Source organism: Thiocapsa roseopersicina (assembly GCF_900106925.1).
GTDB lineage: Bacteria > Pseudomonadota > Gammaproteobacteria > Chromatiales > Chromatiaceae > Thiocapsa > Thiocapsa roseopersicina.
This window is the reverse complement of sequence record NZ_FNNZ01000017.1, coordinates 21,423-43,628: the sequence shown is the minus strand read 5'-3', so window position 1 is coordinate 43,628 and position 22,206 is coordinate 21,423. Positions and strand designations below refer to the sequence as shown.

Annotated in this window: 17 protein-coding genes; 12 read left to right on the top strand and 5 right to left on the bottom strand. The window is 64.1% G+C overall.

The window, feature by feature from the left end; all coding sequences use genetic code 11:
• Window positions 1-192 precede the first annotated feature (192 nt).
• The gene (gene sufB, locus BLV04_RS16730) at window positions 193-1,638 is read right to left on the bottom strand and encodes a Fe-S cluster assembly protein SufB (RefSeq protein WP_093034748.1); all 1,446 of its coding nucleotides are present in this window, start codon (window positions 1,636-1,638) and stop codon (window positions 193-195) included.
• A gap of 311 nt (window positions 1,639-1,949) precedes the next feature.
• On the opposite strand from sufB, the gene BLV04_RS16725 reads away from it, so the two are divergent.
• From BLV04_RS16725 to cysC, 6 genes are all read left to right on the top strand, one after another.
• Window positions 1,950-2,993: a Fe(3+) ABC transporter substrate-binding protein gene (locus BLV04_RS16725; RefSeq protein ID WP_093034745.1), complete on the top strand. Its 1,044-nt coding sequence runs from the start codon at window positions 1,950-1,952 to the stop codon at window positions 2,991-2,993.
• Between the two features lie 93 nt (window positions 2,994-3,086).
• Window positions 3,087-4,733, top strand: a complete 1,647-nt coding sequence (locus tag BLV04_RS16720; protein WP_093034741.1) for an ABC transporter permease — start codon at window positions 3,087-3,089, stop codon at window positions 4,731-4,733.
• Window positions 4,717-5,823, top strand: a complete 1,107-nt coding sequence (locus tag BLV04_RS16715) for an ABC transporter ATP-binding protein (RefSeq protein WP_093034738.1) — start codon at window positions 4,717-4,719, stop codon at window positions 5,821-5,823. Before BLV04_RS16720 ends, BLV04_RS16715 begins: the two co-directional genes overlap by 17 nt.
• A 251-nt stretch (window positions 5,824-6,074) precedes the next feature.
• On the top strand, window positions 6,075-6,431 hold the full coding sequence (locus tag BLV04_RS16705; protein WP_093034732.1) for an SCO4225 family membrane protein: 357 nt from the start codon (window positions 6,075-6,077) through the stop codon (window positions 6,429-6,431).
• 17 nt (window positions 6,432-6,448) lie between these two features.
• Window positions 6,449-6,844, top strand: coding sequence for an Aq_678 family protein (locus BLV04_RS16700; RefSeq protein ID WP_093034729.1), 396 nt, complete (start codon window positions 6,449-6,451; stop codon window positions 6,842-6,844).
• Window positions 6,845-7,071: 227 nt separating this feature from the next.
• Entirely contained in the window at window positions 7,072-7,731 is a 660-nt protein-coding gene (gene cysC / locus BLV04_RS16695) for an adenylyl-sulfate kinase (protein ID WP_093034727.1), read from the top strand.
• A gap of 40 nt (window positions 7,732-7,771) precedes the next feature.
• Here cysC and BLV04_RS16690 read toward each other — a convergent pair whose 3' ends face one another.
• On the bottom strand, window positions 7,772-8,836 hold the full coding sequence (locus BLV04_RS16690; RefSeq protein ID WP_093034725.1) for a DUF2333 family protein: 1,065 nt from the start codon (window positions 8,834-8,836) through the stop codon (window positions 7,772-7,774).
• A 157-nt stretch (window positions 8,837-8,993) separates the two neighbouring features.
• The gene (locus tag BLV04_RS16685) at window positions 8,994-10,358 is read right to left on the bottom strand and encodes a hypothetical protein (RefSeq protein WP_093034723.1); all 1,365 of its coding nucleotides are present in this window, start codon (window positions 10,356-10,358) and stop codon (window positions 8,994-8,996) included.
• Between the two features lie 391 nt (window positions 10,359-10,749).
• Between BLV04_RS16685 and cysZ the strand changes: the two genes are divergently transcribed.
• The 6 genes from cysZ to BLV04_RS16655 all read left to right on the top strand — a co-directional run bounded on the left by cysZ (window position 10,750) and on the right by BLV04_RS16655 (window position 20,388).
• Window positions 10,750-11,931, top strand: coding sequence for a sulfate transporter CysZ (gene cysZ / locus BLV04_RS16680; RefSeq protein WP_093034721.1), 1,182 nt, complete (start codon window positions 10,750-10,752; stop codon window positions 11,929-11,931).
• A 111-nt stretch (window positions 11,932-12,042) separates the two neighbouring features.
• The gene (locus BLV04_RS16675; protein WP_093034719.1) at window positions 12,043-13,179 is read left to right on the top strand and encodes an efflux RND transporter periplasmic adaptor subunit; all 1,137 of its coding nucleotides are present in this window, start codon (window positions 12,043-12,045) and stop codon (window positions 13,177-13,179) included.
• Window positions 13,176-16,247 (top strand): efflux RND transporter permease subunit, encoded by a 3,072-nt coding sequence (locus BLV04_RS16670; RefSeq protein WP_093034716.1) that lies wholly within the window; start codon window positions 13,176-13,178, stop codon window positions 16,245-16,247. Before BLV04_RS16675 ends, BLV04_RS16670 begins: the two co-directional genes overlap by 4 nt.
• A 227-nt stretch (window positions 16,248-16,474) precedes the next feature.
• Window positions 16,475-16,918 carry a DUF29 domain-containing protein gene (locus BLV04_RS16665; RefSeq protein WP_093034713.1) on the top strand — a complete coding sequence of 148 codons (444 nt, stop codon included), beginning with the start codon at window positions 16,475-16,477 and terminating at the stop codon, window positions 16,916-16,918.
• 40 nt (window positions 16,919-16,958) lie between these two features.
• Complete coding sequence (locus BLV04_RS16660; RefSeq protein WP_093034711.1) at window positions 16,959-19,454, top strand: DEAD/DEAH box helicase family protein; 2,496 nt, start codon at window positions 16,959-16,961, stop codon at window positions 19,452-19,454.
• Window positions 19,455-19,467: 13 nt separating this feature from the next.
• Window positions 19,468-20,388: a nuclease-related domain-containing protein gene (locus BLV04_RS16655; RefSeq protein WP_093034708.1), complete on the top strand. Its 921-nt coding sequence runs from the start codon at window positions 19,468-19,470 to the stop codon at window positions 20,386-20,388.
• A gap of 10 nt (window positions 20,389-20,398) precedes the next feature.
• On the opposite strand, the gene msrQ is transcribed toward BLV04_RS16655, so the two are convergent.
• Both msrQ and msrP read right to left on the bottom strand, forming a co-directional pair.
• On the bottom strand, window positions 20,399-21,043 hold the full coding sequence (msrQ, locus tag BLV04_RS16650) for a protein-methionine-sulfoxide reductase heme-binding subunit MsrQ (protein ID WP_093034705.1): 645 nt from the start codon (window positions 21,041-21,043) through the stop codon (window positions 20,399-20,401).
• Window positions 21,043-22,002: a protein-methionine-sulfoxide reductase catalytic subunit MsrP gene (gene msrP / locus BLV04_RS16645; RefSeq protein ID WP_093034702.1), complete on the bottom strand. Its 960-nt coding sequence runs from the start codon at window positions 22,000-22,002 to the stop codon at window positions 21,043-21,045. The genes msrQ and msrP overlap by 1 nt, the downstream gene beginning before the upstream one ends.
• Window positions 22,003-22,206: the final 204 nt, after the last annotated feature.

Sequence of the window (22,206 nt, the reverse complement as noted above, 5' to 3'; positions counted from 1 at the left end):
CCGGCGTGACATGCGCGATCCCCGGATTGGATCGGCCTGAGAGCCGGCCAAAGAACGTCTGAGCCGACGCGATCGATGTGTTTAATGTCGTTTATAAAGACTTGAACCGCGTCGCGCGGATGCTATTGATCGCCGCAAGACCGGATGCGTGCACTAAGCGTGAATGCTCATCCGAACGCGGTTCAATAAGGTTCAACCCACCGCGCCTTCCAAGCTGATACTCAAGAGCTTCTGGGCCTCGACCGCGAACTCCATCGGCAGCTCGTTGAAGACCTCTTTGCAGAAGCCGTTGACGATCATCGAGACCGCGTCCTCCTCGGTGAGTCCGCGCGAGCGGCAGTAGAACAACTGGTCGTCGCTGATCTTCGAGGTGGTCGCCTCGTGCTCCAGATTGGCGCTCGGGTGCTTGACCTCGATGTACGGAAAGGTATTGGCGCTGCAGCGGTCGCCGATCAGCAGGGAGTCGCACTGGGTGTGGTTGCGCGCACCCTCGGCACGCTGGCTGATCCGCACCAGACCGCGATAGGTCTGCTGCCCTTCGCCGGCGGAGATGCCTTTGGAAACAATGGTCGAGCTGGTGTTGCGCCCCAAATGGATCATCTTGGTGCCGGTATCGGCCTGCTGACGACCCTTGGTAACGGCGACCGAGTAGAACTCGCCGACCGAATCGTCGCCGCGCAGGATGCAGCTGGGGTATTTCCAGGTGATCGCCGAACCGGTCTCGACCTGGGTCCAGGAGATCTTGGAGCGCGCACCGCGGCACTCCCCGCGCTTGGTCACGAAGTTGTAGATGCCGCCGCGCCCTTGAGCATCGCCCGGATACCAGTTCTGGACGGTCGAGTATTTGATCTCGGCATCGTCCATGGCAATCAACTCGACGACCGCAGCATGGAGCTGGTTCTCGTCGCGCTGGGGCGCCGTGCAGCCTTCGAGATAGCTGACATAACTGCCGGCTTCGGCGATGATCAGGGTCCGCTCGAACTGACCGGTGTTGCGCGCGTTGATTCGGAAATAGGTGCTGAGCTCCATCGGACAGCGCACGCCCTTCGGGACATAGACGAAGGTGCCGTCGCTGAAGACCGCGGCATTGAGGCCGGCGTAATAGTTGTCCGTATGCGGAACTACCGAGCCCAGGTACTGCTTGATCAACTCCGGATGCTCGTGAACGGCCTCGGATATGGAGCAGAAGATGACGCCCGCGTCGGCCAACACGGCGCGGAAGGTCGTGGCCACCGAGACGCTGTCGAACACGGCATCCACGGCGATCCCGGCGAGCGCCTTTTGCTCCTCGATCGGAATGCCGAGCTTCTCGTAGGTCTCAAGCAAGGCCGGATCGATCTCGTCGAGGCTCTTGGGCATGTCTTCCGGGCGTTTCGGGGCCGAGAAGTAGGAGATCGACTGGAAATCGATCGGCGGATAGTGGACCGAGGCCCAGTGCGGCGTCTGCATGGTGAGCCAATGCCGGTAGGCCTTGAGTCGCCACTCGGTCATGAACTCGGGTTCGCCCTTGCGGGCGGAGATGGCACGCACCACCCCTTCGTCCAGACCGGGCGGCAGGGTATCGGACTCGATCTCGGTCACGAACCCATGCTCGTACTCGGATCGGACGATATCGTCGACAGCTTGGGTTGAGGTCATCTCTCCTGGCTCCGTTTTCTTGAGCGTTTTACTAGGTATTTACTATACGCCCTTCGCGGCGGGTTTCAACATCCCGCGGGACGTTCGGAATCGATCGGATCGGTTGGGATTTGGTTCCTGACGTGACCCATGTCCGAGCGCCGCACCCCGGTTTCAAGGGCTTTTGCGCAGCAACTCAAATAATGACGGGATTATATTCGAATTTTCGCAGCGCATTCAGCGCGGACTTGTTAATGCGAACGGTTCCCATTATTCTGAGTGCCGGACGAATCACCTCAAACGACATTCGGCCCATCGGGAGGCCCAACCGCATGAAACCATCACGCTGTCTCATCTCCTCGATCACCTGCGGGATCGCCGCGGCGCTCATCTTCGCCGTCCCGCCGAGCGTCGCCGCAGCCGACGAGGAGGTCAACCTTTACTCCGCACGCAAGGAGGAGCTGATCAAGCCCTTGCTCGACCGTTTCACGGAACAGACCGGCATCAAGGTCAACATGGTCACGGACAAGGCCGAGACCTTGCTCAAACGCCTGGAGAGCGAGGGGATCAACTCGCCCGCCGACCTGCTGGTGACGGTCGATGCCGGCAACCTCTATCGCGCCAAAGAGGCCGGGGTGACGCAGCCGATCGAGAGTCAGGTGCTGGTCGAGGCGATCCCGGAGGCCTACCGCGACCCCGAGGGTCATTGGTTCGGTCTGTCGCTGCGTGCGCGCCCCATCCTCTATGTCGAGGGCAAGGTCGACCCCGCCAGCCTCTCGACCTACGAGGCGCTGGCCGACCCGGCTTGGAAAGGGCGCATCTGCATCCGCTCCTCGGACAACATCTACAACCAGTCGATGGTCGCCTCCATGATCGCCGCCGACGGCGTCGAAGCCACGGAGACCTGGGCGAAAGGTCTCGTCGCCAACATGGCGCGTCCGCCCAAAGGCGGCGATCGCGATCAGATCGCAGCGGCTGCGGCCGGACAATGCGACCTCGCCATCGCCAACACCTACTACCTTGCCGGCATGCTGACCTCGGGCGATCAAAGTCAGGTGGACGCCGCGCAGGTGATGCGGGTCTTCTGGCCGAACCAGGACGGTCGCGGCGCCCATGTGAACGTGAGCGGGATCGCGATGACCCACTCGGCAAAAAACAAGGAGGCGGCGGTCAAGCTTGCGGAGTTCCTCGTCAGTCCCGAATCCCAAGCCTGGTATGCCGAGGTCAACGGCGAGTACCCGGTGCTACCGGGCGCCGAAGTGAGTGAGCTTCTGCAATCCTGGGGCGAGTTCAAGGCCGACGACCTGCAGCTCTCGAAGCTCGGCGAATTCGGGCCGGAAGCGGTACGTCTGATGGACCGCGCGGGCTGGAAATAGACGGGCGGCCGCTCGAGAAGCGATAATGGGGCCCGAAAGGGCCCTCTCGGTGGCCCTCCGCAACGCAGAGGCAGCCCCTTTCATGAGGCGATCGTGAGCACGCATGAGCGCCGGGGGTTTTGGTCGGCGAGCATCGTCGCGATCGCGCTCTTGACCGGCCTGCCGGTGCTGGTGATCGTCGGCTTCGTCCTGGTTCCCGCCGGCGATGTCTGGCAGCATCTCGTCGACACGGTCCTCGCCGACTATGTGATCAACACGCTGCTGTTGATGCTCGGAGTCGCCCTCGGAACCCTGATCGGCGGCGTCGGCACGGCCTGGCTGACCAGCATGTGTCGCTTCCCGGGACGCGGCCTGTTCGAGTGGGCCCTGATCCTGCCCATGGCGATGCCCGCCTACATCATCGCCTACACCTACACCGGCATGCTGGATTTCGCCGGACCGGTTCAAAGTACCCTCCGCGACTGGACCGGATGGGGTTTCGGAGACTACTGGTTTCCCGAGATCCGCTCGCTCGAAGGGGCCGCCCTGATGCTCGCCCTGGTCCTCTACCCTTACGTCTATCTGCTCAGCCGAGCCGCCTTTCTCGGTCAGTCGTTGTGCGTGCTGGACGTCAGTCGCACACTCGGCAACGGCCCCTGGCGCACCTTCTTTTCGGTCGCCTTGCCCCTGGCGCGTCCCGCCATCGTCGCCGGCCTGACCCTGGCCCTGATGGAGACCCTAGCCGATTACGGTACGGTCCAGTATTTCGGCGTCCAAACCTTCACGACCGGGATCTTCCGCACCTGGTTCGGTCTGAACAACGCCGCAGCCGCCGCCCAACTCTCGGCGATGCTGCTCGGCTTCGTCCTGGTGCTGATCGCGTTGGAGCGGATCTCACGCAGCCAGGCCCGTTACCACGACACCGGCCGACGGCATCAATCGATCCGCCGCTACCACCTCACCGGCTGGCGCGCCGTCGCGGCGATCCTCTTCTGCGCCTTGCCGCTGATGCTCGGGTTCCTGGTCCCCGCCGGACAACTCGCCATCTGGGCACTGACGATCGCCGAGGGAGCCTACGATGCAGCCTTCTGGCGATTGGTGCGCAACAGCCTCGAGCTCGCGGCGATCGCCGCGTTGATCGCCTTGCTGCTGGCCTTGGTGCTGGGCTACGGCAAACGTCTGCATCCGACGCGTGCCGTGACCGGAGCCGTGAAGGTCGCCGGTCTGGGCTACGCCGTGCCCGGCACCGTCATCGCCATCGGTGTCATCATCCCCTTCGCCTGGTTCGACAACACCCTGGATGCCTGGATGCGCCGTAGCTTCGATGTCTCGACCGGTTTGTTGTTGAGCGGGACCCTGGCCGCGCTGATCTTCGCCTACCTGACGCGCTTTCTGGCCGTTGCGCTTCAGACGGTCGAGGCGGGGCTCGGACGGATCCGGCCGTCGATGGACGAGGCCGGTCGTGCCATGGGCTATCGGCCCGGGCAGGTGTTGCGGCGCATCCACATCCCGATGCTCAGGGGCAGCCTGCTCACCGCGGTGCTCTTGGTCTTCGTCGACGTGCTCAAGGAGCTCCCGGCGACCTTGATCCTGCGACCTTTCAATTTCAACACACTCGCGGTACGCGCGTACGAGTTGGCCTCCGACGAGCGCCTGGCGGACACCGCGCCTGCCGCATTGACAATCGTGCTTGCAGGCTTGGTTCCGGTTATCCTGCTGAGCCGTTCCATCACCAAGTCCCGCAATGCCGACACAGCTTGAGGTCAGAGACGTCAGCGTCGCCTACGGTGACACCACGATCGTGCGCGATGTGTCCTTCGTCCTCGAGCAAGGCATCATCGGGTGTCTGCTCGGGCCGAGCGGCTGCGGCAAAACGACCTTGCTGCGTGCCATCGCCGGGTTCGAGCCCGTCAGCGGCGGCGAGGTCCTGTTGCACGGGCGGCGTGTCTCGGTACCCGGCAATACCCTCCCCCCGGAGCAACGTCGGGTCGGCATGGTCTTTCAGGACTTCGCCTTGTTTCCCCATCTCACGGTGGCACGCAACGTCGGGTTCGGACTGCGCGGACTCAGGCGCGTCGAGCGCGAGCGGCGCATCGCAGAGCTCCTGGAACTGGTCGACCTGCGCCACGCGGCATCCCAGTATCCGCACGAGCTCTCCGGAGGGATGCAGCAGCGGGTCGCCCTCGCCCGGGCCATGGCGCCGCGCCCCGACATCCTTTTGCTGGACGAGCCCTTTTCCAGCATGGACGCGGAGCTGCGCGAGCAGCTGGCGCGCGAGGTGCGGGATTTACTCAGACGCGAGGGCGTGACGGCGATCCTGGTCACGCATGACCAACTCGAGGCCTTCGCGATGGCCGATCAGATCGGGGTGATCGCAAACGGCAGCATTCGACAATGGGGAACCGGATTCGGGCTCTACCATGAGCCGGCGGATCGCTTCGTCGCCGATTTCATCGGCCAAGGCGTGTTGCTCCCGGCCGTCGTGGTCGACGAGACACGCGTGAAGACGGAGCTCGGGCGCGTCGCCGGGAGCAAGCCGCATGGTCTGGCACCGGGAACGGCGGCGGAGGTGTTGATCCGACCCGACGATATGCTGTACGACGAGACCAGCCCGAGGCGCGCGGTCGTGATCGAACGGGCGTTTCGAGGTGCCGAGTATCTCTATCAGCTCAGGTTGGCGAGCGGAACGGAGGTGCTCTGTTTGGTCCCGAGCCATCATCAACATGCGGTCGGGGATGACATCGGGATCCGACTCGAAGCGGACCATCTCGTGGTCTTTCCCTGCGCAAGCGCCGAGCCGGATGCGCCGGAAGACGCAGCAATCAGCAGCGAACCTCCGGCGCGGATTTGATCCGGAAATGGCGTCGGATCCCGACGATGCAGGACCCCCGGGGCTCAGCCGCTTCGGCCGGTTTTCTTGGCCTTCTTCTCGGCCCGCTTCTCCTTCATGTTCTTCAGCGGCTGCTTCTTGGCTTCCTTCTTCTTGTCTTCGCCCTTGCTCATCTGCGTCTCTCCACGGCCCGTCGTCGATCGATCGGGTGATCGGTCGGGTCGATCGAATGGTTTGGTCGGATGGGCCCAGTACCGGCCCGGCTCTGCCCGATGATCGTCGGCGTTCAATCCTCGAATCGGCAGGAGGTTATCATGCCACAAGCCCCCCGTAAGGCCAGTGCCGCGCACGCCGAGATCCCGGCGGCGATGCGGACCCTCATCGCCCTTTATTTGGCCGTATCGGTCGGTGCAATCGCCCTGTTGCTGTTCGGCAGCGATCCATCGTCCGGGATATTTCTCGTGCTCTTTGCGCTACCATGGAGCCTGTTCGTAAGTCAGGTCAGCGGCCTGCTGGGAATCAGCTCCGCCGCACTCAATCTTGCCTTGCTTGCAATCGGCGTCGGCATCAACGGTGCGCTGCTTTATCTTCTCGGTCGCCGCTTGCGCAGACGACAATCGCCTTCTTGACCAACGCGAGATCACCGATGGCATCCTGGATCCTTTCCGCGCGCGCTCCACACCTTTTGATCGGCGTCCTGGCGTTTCTTGCCGCCGCCGGATGCACCAATCACCTGCAGGAACGACAGCTGATCACGCCCACCGACCCGCGAGCACAGGCTTGCGTGGCGAGCTGTGACCTGAGCCGAGGCCAGTGCGAGCAGCGCCAACGCGTGCGCGAGGACGAGTGTCGGATGCATTACGAGCGGCTGTCGGCGGATCACGAGACCTGTCTCGCCACGCCGGGGGCGCTCTGCGTCAGGCCCGACACCTGTCCGGCTGCGGAGATGACGATCTGCACGATTCAGTACGAGGAATGCATCGTCGGCTGCGGCGGCACCGTCGAGAAACGGTTCTCGATGCCCCGCGTGCCCGGAACCTGACCTCGGGCGCTCGGATCGATTTTGAGACCGCAGACGCGATTCTCCGGCTCGCCTGTACTCGCGAGCCGTCCGCCTAGAGGTCACCGCGAGGTCGACCGTACCGGGCGTCCCGAACCGCTGCATCGCATCGACCGATATCCAGTCCGCCGCGCTCCCGGCCTCGCGTACACGGCATTATTTTTGCCTTCTTGGGCTGTTAACCCTAAAAAAAACCTCGAGGATAGACCATGAACGACACCAATGTGACCTGGCACGAACATCAGGTCTCTCGCGTGGATCGCGAAATGATGAAAGGACACAAGGGCTGCGTGCTCTGGTTCACCGGGCTCAGCGGCTCGGGAAAGAGCACGATCGCCAATACGCTGGACCATCGACTCCACCAGCTGGGGATCCACAGTGCGGTACTGGACGGAGATAATGTCCGCCACGCCCTCAACGCAGGCCCGGCCATGCTCCGCGATGTTCATGGCGAGGAGTTCGCGCAGCGTTTTGGCCTCGGATTCTCCGCGATCGATCGCGAAGAGAACATCCGACGCATCGGCGCGGTCGCACACCTCTTTGCGCAAGCCGGCATCATCGCCCTGACCGCCTTTATCAGTCCCTATCGCGCGGACCGCGAGCGGGTCCGGCGCGCCATGCCGGAGGGCGACTTTATCGAGGTCTTCGTCGACACGCCCATCGAGATCTGCGAGACACGCGACCCAAAGGGGCTTTACAAAAAGGCACGTGCAGGCGAGATCAAGGGCTTCACCGGGATCGATGATCCGTACGAAGAACCGACCGCGCCGGAACTGCAGCTCCATGCCGGGCGGAGCTCGCCGGATGTGCTGGCCGACGAGGTGATCGCCTACCTTCGCTCGAGCGGGATCATCCTGCCGAGGTCCTGAGACCCCGACCGTCGGATCCCGCTGCTCCCGCGCGCGGCGCTCAGCCTTTCTCCAAGAGACTCCGGAGATCGATGATCGCCGCGTTCGCACGCGAGATGTAGGACGCCATCACGAGGGAATGATTACCCATCGGACCGAATCCGGTGCCGTTGAGGATCATCGGGCTCCAGATCGGGTTTTGGGTGTTCTCGAGCTCGCGGATGATCTGCTGGAGGGAGACCAGCGCGTTCTTGTCTTCCAGCACCTTTTCGAAATCGATCGACAGGGCTTCCAGGGTGTGCAGTAAGGCCCAGGTATAGCCGCGTGCCTCGAAGAAGACGTCGTCGATCTCCATCCACGGGGTCTTGTTCTCTGTTACGCCCGCGCCCGGACGTGCCTGTCGAGCGCTCGGGTCACCCGCGAGCGACGTATCCAAATGCGCTTGCCCGACGGCGTAGGAGAGACGCTGCGCCAGGCTGCCCAGACGTTTCTCCGCCACCGCGAGATAGGATCTCAGATTGTCGGATCGCGCGAAAAACTGCCCGTCCGAGGCATTGCCGTCGCTGAGACGTTCGAAATACCGGTACATGGCAGCAATGCCGGTGCGATATTCGGACTCGGTCGACGGAAGGATCCAGGACTCGGAATCGTAGCTGAATTGCGGCTCGGCCACCTGAAGATCCTTGTCCTCGACCGATTGGGTCTGGGAGCGGGAAAACTCGTTGCGCATCGCTCGGGACAAGTCCCGCAGCTCGGTGAGGGCACCGAATTCCCAATTCGGGATGTTGTCGAGAAGGACGCCCGGCGGGGTCATATCGTTGCTCAGATAGCCGCCGGGTTTGTTCAAAAGCGTCTCGGCGATACCGATAGCGGCTGCGGTTGTATAGCTGCCGGTCATGAGTTGCGCCGCATCGGCCCCGTTCGCGCCGGCCAAGCTCGCTGCCTTCTCCTGGATGTCGAAGGTCGCCGGCGAACGTGACCAGAAAATCGCGAGGATCGCGATCACAATAAGGTAGGTCACGACGAACAACCCCGCTGTCCACCAGAGCCCCTTCTCGCGCCAGGTCCGTGGGTCGTACAACTTGACGACTCCGGTCACCGTCTTCTTGAGTTGTGGCTTTTCCATCACATTCTCCGTGTTTTCGGGGGCTTGTGCGTTCGCAGGCGTGCGATGGCGCTCAGGAACCTCGGGGCGATTCCGGCCTCGCGGCCGCGCCGTTGCGCGCCTGGCGGGCTAAGGTCCGCACCGGCCCCTCGAGCGGGTCCGGTGCGGGGATCCCGGCCTAACGCATGGGACTAAAGTGATTCATCCAACGCGGCATCGGCTCGACGACGGGCGGTGTCGTCCGAGCCGCCCCCGTTGCCGGAGCAGGCGCAACCGGAGCAGGCGCAACCGGATCGGACACCACCGGAGCGACAGCGGCCGGCTCATTCGACGGTGCAGTCGCCGCAGGTGGCTCTGCGGGGGCCGGAGTCAAGGCGGGCGCCTCTGCCGCAACAGGCGCTGATGGAGCTTCCACCGCCGGCTGACTCGGCACGGCCGCGGGCTCGGAAGGAGCCGGCGCCTCGACGACCTCGGCCTCGACCGTCTGCACCTCGGCCACCGGCGTCGTTGCCGGGGAAGGCTCGGAGACAGGTTCGACCTCCACCGGCGCCACAACCACCGGAACCTCGATGAGGGACTCGGGGGGCGCCGACGCGGGTTCGGCAGGCGCGACGGACTCGGCAGACTCGACGGGCGCAGCCGGAGCCTCGGACATGGCCGGAGCGGCCGCAGGCTCCTCGACGATGGGTGCAGCAGTCGACGGGGCCGAGCCGACCGGAGCAGGCACATCCGGAATGGCCGGAAGCGAGGGATGGGCCAGATCGGGGGCCGCCTCGGCGCTCGGCCGAGCGGTCGTAGCCGACCCCGGCAGAGGGGCAAAATGCGGCATCCGGTACTCTTTCGGCGGGAGAGGCGCGGGAGATGCGGGCGCCTCCTGGGCCGGCTCGGCGGATACCTCGGCGTCCGACTCGGAAGCAGGCGTCGACAACAGGGCCTCGGCCTCCGGGACAGCTTCGGAAGCGGGCTCGACCTCAGGAGAGTCCTCCACCGGAGCGGATGCAGGCGCCGCCGCGGGAGCAACCGGCAAAGGCGCGAAATGGCTTGCGCCGGCGACCGGCGACGGAGCGGCCTCAAGCTTCGCCGGTGCCTCCTCGGCGGGAGCTTCCACCGATGTCTCGGCCTCAGGCGCGGGCCGAGCATCGCTGGCTGCGGGCGTTGCCGGCAGAGGCGCGAAATGCGGCGCGCCGGCCGCCTGCGAAGGAACGGCCTCGGGCTCCGGTATCGCCTCGACGGCAGCGGCTGGCGCTACCGGCTCGGACGCAGGCGCCGATTGGGCATCGCTCGACGCAGGCTCAGACGCGGCAGCCGAAGCCGGAGCCACCGATTCGGGCGGCGCCGTCACGGTCACAGTCCCGATCGGGACGAGATTGGCGGCGACTTGAATCGGGGAGAGTGGCGCTGGTTCCGCGAAAGGGTCGGCGAGCGTGACGTACAGGGTTCCGACAACAGTCACAACGGCCACGGTCCAGACGGACGTCTTACCGATATCGATAGTCGCCAGTTTTGCTCGTGCTGGTGCGAGCGTGGCCACGACCTCTTTCATCAGGTTGATCCTCGTGTGGGACGGTTAAAAAATGGATTTGGTCATAAAACCTGCTTAGGCTGCCTGAATAGGCGCGCGGGTTCAAGGGAGAACCACAATCGAGCCGCGATCGGCCGTGCCACGAAGATGTCGCGCTCGGGCTCCGGCTCGGAGAGCCGCACGCCCGGTCAGGCAAGCGAACGGCTCATCGGCAGACCCAGGCGCCTAAACTCCCTATCGATCGTCGCGGGGATACGCGGATCGACTGCCGCGTACCGGGCGCCCCGGATATACTGCTGCGGATGTCGCCGGCCCGCCGAGACGTGCTCCGACGCCCGTGCCGACCCGTGGATCGGGGATCCGGTCTCGCACTCAACCGATTAGTTAAAGGCTGCGGCCATCCGTGATCCCTATGGCAACCAACCCTCTCTCAGGTGCCGAATATCTGCTCGAAGGCATCCGGCTGATCGCCCGACCCGGGTTGCGGCGGTTCGTCGTGATCCCGCTCGCGGTCAACATCCTGATCTTCTCGGCGGCCATCGCCCTGGGCGTGCGTCTGTTCGAGCACTTCCTCGCCACCCTCGACGCGCGTCTTCCGAGCTGGCTGGGCTGGCTGGACTGGATCCTTTGGCCCATGTTTGTCTTGGTCCTGCTCGTCGTTGTCTTCAACCTCTTTGCCCTGGTGGCCAACCTCATCGCGTCGCCCTTCAACAGCCTCTTGGCCGAAAAAGTCGAGCGGATGCTCACGGGACGCCCGCTCGATCAGGGGAGCTCATTCGCAAGCGTAATTGCAGAGAGCTTGCCGACGCTCATCGACGAAATCAAAAAGCTTCTCTATGCCGTGGTTTTGGCAATTCCTTTCCTTCTCCTGCTGTTTGTTCCAGTCGTCGGACAGATCCTCTGGTTTCTCTACATTGCCTGGGTGCTTGCGGTTCAGTATTCGGATTATCCGATGGGAAACCACGGGATGAAGTTTCGGGAGATGCGTCGGCGTCTCGGTCGACAGCGCGGGATGAGCCTTGGTTTCGGCGCTTCTGCGGCCATGCTGAGCATGGTGCCTGTGGTCAATTTCATCCTGATGCCGAGCGCCGTTGCGGGCGCCACCGCCATGTGGGTTCGCGAGTTGAAGGGCGCGAATCATTACCAAGGCGCGACCCAGTCCCGCGTTGCGACGCGCTGGGTCCTGCTCGTCATCGACCACCTCTCGGGCCGAATCGGCGGCGAGGTACTGGCCGGACCGCACGCCGGGCGGTCGCTCGATCAGGTGCCGACCGAGGATCTCGTAGAGATGCTCGAGACCTGCTATGCGAGCGACCCCGAGTCGGCCGAAGCATTGGAGGTTTATCTCGATCGGGAGCGCGGACGCAAGACCGCGGAGTCACCGCGCCGCCGGCACGCCGAGATACCGCACTCACCAATCGAGCAGATGCAGCCGGAGGAGGCCCGCGCCATCCTCGGGATCGGCCCGGACGCCGGTCCGCAAGAGGTTCGCGGCGCGCATCGGCGACTGATCCAGCGACTGCATCCGGACCGCGGCGGCTCGGACTATCTGGCCGCGAAGATCAACGAGGCGAAACAGGTCCTGTTGGGCTGACTATATCGGATCGGATTTCGGATCGGGCGTCCGGCCGAGCCCCGAATCCGGTTTACAAACGACCCGATATCAACTCAACGGCGTTTCCACAGCTAGAGGCACAGCTCGCCCATGTTCGTCCGTATCCTGCTTGTGTTGATGGTGCTGGCCGCAGTGATCGGCGCCCTCGCCTACGTCAAGTACAGTCAGATCCAGTCCGAAATCGCCATGTTCTCGCAGCCCATGCCGGCGCCGACGGTGAACGCCGTGACGGTCGAGACGACGGCCTGGGAGCCGACCCTGGAGGCGGTCGGTAGCCTTCAGGCGATCCAAGGCGTCGAGGTCAACAACGAGGTAGCCGGACAGGTCACGGCAATCACCTTCGAATCGGGTGCCACGGTCAAAGAAGGCGATATCCTGGTCCGGCTCGCCGATGACGTCGACCGAGCAGACCTGGAGGGACTGCAGGCCGCGGAGCGGCTGGCGCAGATCAAGGTCGAGCGCAACCGCTCGCTGCTCAAGGGCCGGGCCGTCGCCCAAGGCGACTTCGACGAGATCAGCGCGCAGCTCGATCAGGCCCGCGCACAGGTGAAGGCCAAGCAGGCGACGATCGAGAAGAAGACCATCCGCGCGCCGTTCGACGGACAACTCGGCATCCGTCGGATCGACCTCGGGCAGTTCCTCGCCGAAGGCTCGCCGATCGTCCCGCTCCAGACCCTCGACCCCATTTATGTCGACTACGCACTCCCCGAGCGGCACCTGGGACTCCTCTCGGTCGGGCAACAGGTGCAGGTGCGCGTCTCCGCGCATCCGGATCGGACCTTCGACGGGGTCATCCAGGTCATCAGCCCCGGGATCGACCGAGGCACGCGCAACGTCCGTGTCCGTGCGGGCCTGAGCAATCCGGATCTGGCGCTTCGCCCCGGCATGTTCGCCCGCGTGGCGACGCTCTTGCCGCGCGAGGAGGCGGTGTTGACCATCCCGCGCGAGGCCATCGCCTTCAACACCTACGGGGACGCGGTCTTCGTCGTCCGAGAGGAGGACGGCAAGACCCTTGTCGAGCGCCGCCAAGTGCGCACCGGCGCCGTGCGCGGGGAAGAGATCGCGGTGCTCGAGGGACTCGTCGCGGGTGAGCGCGTCGTCTCCTCCGGCCAAGTGAAGCTCGGCAACGCGCAGGAGGTCCGGATCGTCGATGCGCAACAGGATGCGCCGGCGGCGGACACCTCCGAGCGCGCGCCCGAACCTGATTCCGAGGACGCGGCGAGATGAAGTTCACCGACATCTTCATCCACCGCCCGGTCCTTGCGACCGTGGTCAGCCTGCTGATCTTCATCCTCGGCATCCGCGCCTTCATGGATCTGGAGATCCGCCAGTACCCCGAGACCCAGAACACCGTGGTGACCATCACCACCGCCTACCCCGGCGCCAGCAGCGATCTGGTCCAGGGCTTCATCACGACCCCGCTGCAGCAGGCGATCGCCGAGGCCAACGGAATCGAGTATCTGGTCGGCACCAGCACGGCCGGGCTCTCGGTCATCGAGGCGAACATGCGCCTCAACTATGACCCCAACGCGGCCGTCGCCGAGATCCAGGCGAAGGTCGCCAGCCGCCTCAACGTCCTGCCCGAAGCCGCGCAGAACCCGGTCATCGACTCCACGACCGGCGACTCCACGGCACTCATGTACCTCGCCTTCTACAGCGAGGAGATGACGCTCCCGCAGATCACGGACTACCTGATCCGCGTCGTGCAGCCCCAGCTCCAAGCCCTTGAAGGCATTGCCAAGGCGGAGATCTTCGGCGACCAGACCTTTGCGATGCGCATCTGGCTCGACCCCGCACGCATGGCCTCGCTCGGCGTGAGCGGCGACGACGTCGCCCGCGTGCTCGCCGAGAACAACTATCTCGCCGGCATCGGGCGCCTGCGCGGGGATCAGGTCCAGATCGACCTCTCCGCGACCACGGACGTCAGCCGCGTGGAGGACTTCCAGCGCCTGGTCGTGCGCACCCAAGACGACACCCTGATCCGTCTCGACGACATCGCCGAGGTGGAGATGGGTGCCAAGACCTATGATTCCGCGACGCTCTACAAGGGCATCCCGGCCATCTTCATCGGCATCGAGCCCGCGCCCGGCTCCAATCCGCTCGAGGTGGCGGGACGGGTGCAGGACCTGATGCCCGAGCTCGAGACCCAGTTCCCTGAAGGGCTCAAGGCGTTCGTGCCTTACGACGCCAGCGAGTTCATCGAGGAATCCATCAAGGAGGTCTTCAAGACGCTCGCCGAGGCGGTGCTGATCGTGCTGCTCGTCATCTTCCTGTCGCTCGGCTCGATCCGTGCGGCCTTGGTGCCGTCGGTCGCCGTGCCCCTGTCGATCGTCGGCGCCGGCTTCCTCATGCTCCTCTTCGGTTTCTCCATCAACCTCTTGACCTTGCTCGCGATGGTCTTGGCCATCGGTCTGGTAGTGGACGACGCCATCATCGTGGTCGAGAACGTCCACCGCCATCTGGAGATGGGCAAGAGCGGCACGCAGGCGGCGATCGACGGTGCGCGCGAGCTGGCCATGCCCATCATCGCCATGACCCTGACGCTGGCGGCCGTCTACGCGCCCATCGGCTTCATGGGAGGGCTGGTCGGCTCGCTCTTCACCGAGTTCGCCTTCACCCTTGCCGGGGCCGTGGTGGTCTCGGGAATCGTTGCCCTGACCCTGTCGCCGATGCTGGCCGGGCACGTCCTGCGTGCCGGCAGCGATCAGAGCCGCTTCGAGCGCGGCGTCGAGCACGTCTTCACCGAGCTCGCAGAGGGTTATCGGCGTTTGCTGCACGGCTGGCTCAGGTATCCGGGGGTCACGCTCCTGGTCGCCATCGTCATCCTGGCCGCCATCTACGGTATGTACAGCATGACCAAGAAGGAGCTGGCACCGACCGAGGATCAGAGCATCCTCTTCTTCATGGGCACCACGCCCCAGACCGCGACCGTCGACCTGAACCTGCGCTACATCGACGAGATGCTGCCCATCTTCGAGTCCTTTCCCGAGCATGAGGAGAGCTTCATCATCGCCGGCATGGGCGGCGACCAGAGCATGACCTTCGGCGGGTTCAAGATGTACCCGCCCTCGGAGCGCGAGCGCGGCCAGATGGAGATCCAACCGCAGCTCCAAGGCATGCTCGGCGAGATCACCGGGATGGAGACGGTCGTCTTCCCCCGGCCGAGCCTGCCGACACCCGGCAACGGGATTCCGGTCGAGTTCGTCGTCCTCTCCGATCGCCCCGTCGCCGAGCTCGACGGGCTCGCCGACCAGCTGCTCGGCAAGGCGATGGCCAGCGGCAACTTCATGTTTCTGAGCAAGGACATCAAGTACGAGCGGCCCCGCACCGTCCTCGAGGTCGATCGCGATCTCGCCGGCGATCTGGGGATCAGTATGGCCGATCTCGGCCGCAGCCTCTCGGTGATGCTCAACGAAGACTATGTGAACTGGTTCAGCCTCGAAGGCCGCAGCTATCAAGTGATTCCTCAGGTCGCACAGCGTTTCCGCAACGATATCGGAAAGTTGCAGGATTTTTATGTCCGCAACGCCGCGGGCGATCTGATCCCGCTGTCGGCCTTGGTCGAGATCCGCGACCAGGTCGAGCCCTCCAAGCGCGTCCAATTCCAGCAGCTCAACGCCATCACCCTCTCCGGCGTCATGACGCCCGGCGTCCCCTTGGGCGCGGCGCTCGCCTATCTGGAGCAGGAGGCATCCGCCCTCTTCCCGCGCGGCGTGCGCTGGGACTTCAAGGGCGAATCGCGTCAGTTCAAAACCGAGGGAGCCGCGCTCGAGGTCACCTTCTTCCTGTCGCTGCTGATCATCTATCTGGTGCTGGCCGCCCAGTTCGAGAGCTGGCGCGACCCCTTCGTCATCCTCATGTCGGTGCCGCTGACCATCGCCGGCGCCCTCGCCTTCCTCTTCCTCGGATTCGCGAGCGTCAACATCTACACGCAGGTCGGGCTCATCACACTCATCGGCCTGATCGCCAAGAACGGCATCCTGATCGTCGAGTTCTCCAACCAGCTGCGCGAGCGCGAGGGACTCTCCAAACGCGAGGCGGTCGAGCAAGCCTCGGCGATTCGGCTCAGGCCCATCCTGATGACGACGGTCTCGATGCTGGTCGCGATGATCCCGCTCCTCATCGCCACCGGCCCGGGCGCCGTCAGCCGCTTCGACATCGGGCTGGTGATCATCACCGGACTGGGCATCGGCACGCTCTTCACGCTCTTCGTGGTGCCGGCCTTTTACATGCTGCTTTCGCCGGATCAGCATCGGACCATCGGCGGCGTACGCCCGGAGATCGATACGGCTTAAACCGCGCCCAGCGCGGAATGCAGTGTTTTTGGATGGGATCGGCCCCGGCAGACTTGACGACCGCTTGAGGCGGCGCGGTTTAAGACATTAAAAAATAATTAAATTTAAACCGCGTCCCCGCTAAGGGCCGTGGATGCACCATAACGTCGAACTCACTCGAAAATTTAGCATATCGCGCTGGACGCGGTTTAGGATCACAAGCACATTGCAAAGAGCAGGAGAACCCGATGTCTCTCTACGATCGAGATTTCTTCGCTTGGGCCAACGAGCAGGCCGCATTGCTTCGTGCCGGTCGTCTCGCGGCGGCCGACATCGAGAACATCGCCGAGGAGATCGAAAGCATGGGCCGCAGCGAGAAAAGGGAGCTCCTGAGTCGACTCGCCATCCTGTTGATGCACATGCTCAAATGGCAGGCGCAACCGATGCTGCGAGGCAACTCGTGGCGCGGCAACATCAAGATTCAGCGCCGCGAGATCGCCCGTCACTTGGCGGACAATCCAAGCCTCAAAGCGAAGCTCCCCGAGATCCTGTCGGCCGCCTACGGCGATGCCTTCTTGCTTGCGGCGAACGAGACCGGACTGGCGGAATCGGCGTTTCCGTCGCTGAATCCATGGAGCTTCGACGAGATCATGGACGATCAATTTTGGCCGGGTGCGAACGAGACGACATGAACCACCGGGGGGTGACCCCATCGCGGCCGAAGGACCGGAAATGCCCTACAACGAGCCCGAGACCCGCTTCTATCTCATCGACCCCAAGCTGCGCGCCAAGGGCTACGACGACCCCACCCGCCTCAAGCTCGAGACGCCCGCCCCGGTCGACATCGAAGGCCCCAAGGGGCGTCGGCGCAAGGTCCCGGGCCGAACCGACTATCTGATCTGCATCGAAATCGGCGCCATGCCCGCGCCGCTCCCGGTCGGATTGATCGAGGCCAAGCGGGAGGCTGCCGATCCCTTGAGCGGTATGGAGCAAGGTAAGGGATACGGGGACTGCCGCCGCTTCAGCATCCATTACGTCTTCGCCACCAACGGCCACCGTTACGGCGAATTCAACAGGATCAGCGGCCTCACGACAGGCCCGCACGACTTCGATCTCTTCCCCACCCACGCCGAGCTGGCCGAGCGCTATGCCCGCGACACCGGCATCGACTTGAGCGAGCCCGCGGCAAACCTCCTCTTCACCTCCGACAGCCCGGCCTATGCCGAGAACCCGCGTTACTATCAGAGCGCCGCCATCCGCGCCGTCATCGCCAAGATCCTGCACTGCGAGCGCGACGGCCAGCCCGCACGCGCCCTGCTGGTCCTGGCAACCGGGTCCGGCAAGACCATCGTGGCCGCCAATCTTTTGCACCGTCTGAATCAGGCCGGACGGCTCGCCAAGCCCGCGCTCCTCCTCTGCGATCGCGACGAGCTCCGCCAGCAGGCCCTCGGCAAGCTGCGCAATGTCTTCAAGGACGGCGCACGGATCGTCACCTCCGATCGCGGCGAGAACAGCGCCCGCAACGCCCGGATCCAGATCGCGACCTATCAAACGCTCGGGCTCGACGACGACGCCAAGGATGTCGCCAGTTTTCTGACCCGACACTATCCGGAGCCCAACAGCTTCAGCGTCATCATCATCGACGAATGCCACCGTTCAGCCTGGAACCGCTGGCGCGTGGTCCTGGAGCGCAACCCAGACGCCATCCAGATCGGGCTCACCGCCACCCCGCGCGCGTTGCGCGAGCCCAAGCGTCAACGCCGCGAGGATCAAGACATCACCGCCAACAACCTGGCCTATTTCGGCCGGCCGGTCTACGAATACGACCTGATCCAGGCGCAGGAGGACGGCTATCTGGCCGCCTGCGAGATCGTGCGCCGCGCGGTCAGCCTGGACGGGGAGACCTTCACGGACGCCGAGGTGGTTCTCAAGAAGGGCGTCGACATCCGCACCGGCAAACGGGTGAAGCGCGACGCGCTGAAGCCCAAATACGACGCCGCCCGCTTCGACAACGACCTGGTGATACCGGAGCGGATCGCGGCCATGTGCAAGGACCTGTTCGAGCAGCTCTGCGCGAACGGCGGCCCGGAGCAAAAGGTCATCGTCTTCTGCACCCGCGACCTGCACGCCGACCGGGTCGCCATGCAGCTCAACAACCGCTATGCCGAGTGCTGCAAGACGCACGAGCAGACCCCCAAGGACCGCTATGCCTTCAAATGCACCGAGCAAGGCGGGTCCGAGCTGATAGAGACCTTCCGCGGCTCGGGTCAGCGCTGTTTCATCGCCTGCACCGTCGACCTGTTCGCCACCGGTGTCGATATCGAGCGCCTCAATGCCGTCTGCTTCTTCCGTTATCTCGACTCGGCCATCCTCTTCTATCAGATGGTCGGGCGCTCGACTGCAGGCGCAGGCGTCAAGACGAATCTGCTGTTCTTCACGAAGGGCCGACCGACCGAACGCATCTGGTATTACGATCTGTCCGGGGTGAAGGTCGGCAAAAAGCAGCCGATGACGCTGGCCCATTTCGGGTTCGACAAGACCGGCGCCGTGCTCGACGACGACCAGCTGCCCGACAGTTTGCTCCGGCTTCTGGCGGAGGGCGTGGCCGAATCGACCGAGGATAGCGGGGCGATCGACACGACGCCGATACCGGCAGCCGACGCGGCGCGGAGCCAGCCCTTCCCCACCTTTGCACGGCTGCTCGCCTCGCGCGGAACGGCGGACAGCGAGAGCCCCTTGTCCTGGACGCTCGACATCGCGGCCCGACGGGAGAAGGCGCGCGAGGAGATGGCGCCGCATCTCAAAGAGGCAGCACGCCAGAAGGCTCTCGCCATCACCATTCGGAGCGAGCTTGCCGTGCTGCGGCGAGCCAAGGCGCCAAACGAAACGATCGAACCAATCCTGAGCCGACTCTCGGCTGCGGAGCGCGCCGCGCGCGAGGCCCAGGCCAAAGCGGATGCAATCGACGCGGCCGTCTTCGATCTCAAGGCCGTCAACCCGCGCGCCCGATCGGATCGCGACAACCGTACCCCCGAGGAGGTGTTGACGGCGATCGCGGTTCATCAGCGCACCATCGACCTTGCCTTGAAGCGGCTGAAGCGGCTGAAGCGGCTGAAGCGGCTGCTCGAAGCAGACCGGCTGCAAGGGGATCTCGAACCCGAGGCGCAATCACCCGCACCGGGACTTCGCTCCGAACCCGAACAATTCGAGCTATTGCTGCAGGACTGAAAGGATACCGATCATGTCATCGATCCAGTCAATTCAGGGAATCGCGCTGATCATCGCGATGGTGCTGATACCCATGCTGATCGTCGTTCTGATCTTGACCGCCTGGAAGCGGTTCGTGCGCAACCGAAATCGGCGTTCGCCTCTGACCTCGGAGCTTCTCAGAACCCCTGGCTTCGGGCTACGGCAACGCATTGAGGATCTTACGCTCGATATGCACGGAGATCTGATGGTCGTCTCCTGGGTCCCTTTGCTCCTCTGGGCGACCTACCAGGTGCAATCGAGCGCGGATCCATCAGTGAGCCCTTGGATCCCCTGGGTGTACGCCGGGATTGCCGTCGCCTTTATCGCCTATCAGACCTTGAAGATCGTTCGTCAGGCGGCAAAACGGCAGAAATACGCCGAGGGCCTCGATGGCGAGCTGGCGACTGCTCAACTCCTCGAGCCTATCATCGCCGGTGGCGGGCGCGTCCTGCACGATATCCAGGCCCCCGGGTTCAACATCGACCATGTGGTCGTCGCCCCCGGCGGCGTTTTTTCAGTCGAGACCAAGCACCGACTCAAGTCCACCCAAGGAAAGGCGGCCGAACAGACCCGAGTGGCCTTCGACGGAACCGCCCTGACTTTCCCCGGTTGGACGGATGTGAAGACAGCAGAGCAGGCACGCGCCCAAGGACGCTGGCTGTCCGAGCGCCTCACCAAGTCCGCCGGAATCCCCGTCGCTGCGCGGCCGGTGATTGCCCTGCCCGGCTGGTATGTCAGGGTGACGAAGGCAAGCGATGTTGTTGCGATCAATCCCAAGACTTGCCGCTTCATGTTGAAGCCCCGCAACGGCGAGCCTGCGTTGACGGCGGATTCGATTCAGCGCATCGCGTTTCAGGTCGAGCAGCTATGCCGGATACCGGACCCCGGCGGGTCCTCGAAAAGCCAGCGATGATCAGTCGATCTTACCGGCGTTCGGGAGCCATCCAGGAGCGCCGACGCATTGCCGAGCGGAGCCGCGCGGAGAGATCGGCCCAGGGCACGCGCAGGCCGAGCAAGACCGCGAGGATGATCGCGTAGATCGCGGGCTCCAAGAGATCCGCCTTCACCAGCCAGAGGTAGTGCAGCACGCCGAGCACGCCAATAGCGTAGACAGCCCGATGCAAAGTCTTCCAGCGCCGCCCGAGACGGCGGATCCAGCCTTGGGTGGAGGTGATCGCCAAGGGCACCATCAAGACGAAGGCCGCGAAGCCGATCGTGATGTAGGGCCGTTTGAGCACATCCTCGGCGATGGTCCCCAAGTCGAAGAACCGATCCAGCCAAAGGTAGGTCGTGAAGTGCAGGACCGCATAGAAGAAGGCGAACAGACCCAGCATGCGGCGGAATCGTACGAGCCAGGCTTGCCCGGTCAGACGCCGTAAAGGGGTCACCGCGAGCGTTACCAATAGGAGTCGCAGGGTCCAATCACCGGTGAAATGCGTGATCGCCTCGACCGGATTGGGCCCGAGCGCACCGCTCGCCCCCCGCCCGATCAAGACACCGAGCGGCACCAGGCAGAGCAGGAACACCAGCGGCTTACCGTAACGGACCGACATGTCGTTTCGACTCATCAAAAGAAGCGCTTCAAATCCATGCCCGCGTACAGCTCGGCCACCTGGTCGCCGTAGCCGTTGAACGGCAAGGTCTCGCGCTTCTTCGCCAACCAGCCGTCGCCGATCATGCGATGGGTCTTCTGGCTCCAGCGCGGATGGTCCACGGCCGGATTGACGTTGGCATAGAACCCGTACTCGTTCGCTTGCATGCGGGTCCAGGTCGCCGGCGGCTCCTTCTCGGTGAAGCTGATCCGCACAATCGACTTGATGCTCTTGAACCCGTACTTCCAGGGGACGACGAGACGCAAGGGCGCTCCGTTCTGGTTCGGCAGCAGCTCGCCGTAAAGCCCGGTAGACAGGATCGTCAGCGGGTGCATAGCCTCGTCCATGCGCAGCCCTTCGCGATAGGGCCAGTCGAGCACGCGACGCTTCTGTCCCGGCATCTGCTCGGGGTCATAGAGCGTCTCGAAGGCGACATACTTGGCCTTGGAGGTCGGTTCGAAGCGTTTGATCAGATCACCGAGCGGGAATCCGACCCAGGGCACCACCATGGCCCAAGCCTCGACACAGCGTAGCCGGTAGATGCGCTCCTCCTGCGTGAAGGACGAGAGGATATCCTTGATGCCGATCTCGCCGGGCGCGGCACATTCGCCGTCGACGGTGACCGTCCAGGGGCGCGGTTTGAGAAACCTGGCGTTGGCCTTCGGATCGGTCTTGTCCGTGCCGAGCTCGTAGAAATTGTTGTAGCTGGTGATGTCCTCAAGGCTGGTCGGGGGCTCGTCCGTGCTGAAGGGACTCGGGCGGACATTCGGAATCGTATCCCCGGCGAGCACCCGATGCGGCGCTGTGCCCGCCAGCCCGATCGCCGCGAGACCGATCCCGGATGCGGACGCCTTCAGGAACTCACGTCGTCGCTGCCAGAACTGCTGCGGGGTGATCTCGGAGGGAAGAATGTCGGCGGGCTTCTTGATCAGCATATCGTCTCCAGTGCTCGGGGATGCGCCCTCGCCGTTCGGCATCGGATCGCACGTTCAATAGACCCGGCACGGCGCCGGATTCTTTCATGCCGTTTAGATGGGGACGGAACCGGCCGGTTCGCGAGTGCTCGGCGTTAGCGATGGATTTCGAGGCCCAAGACTAGGCGCAGATCGCAGCGATGCCGCGCCAGAATTAACCAGGGC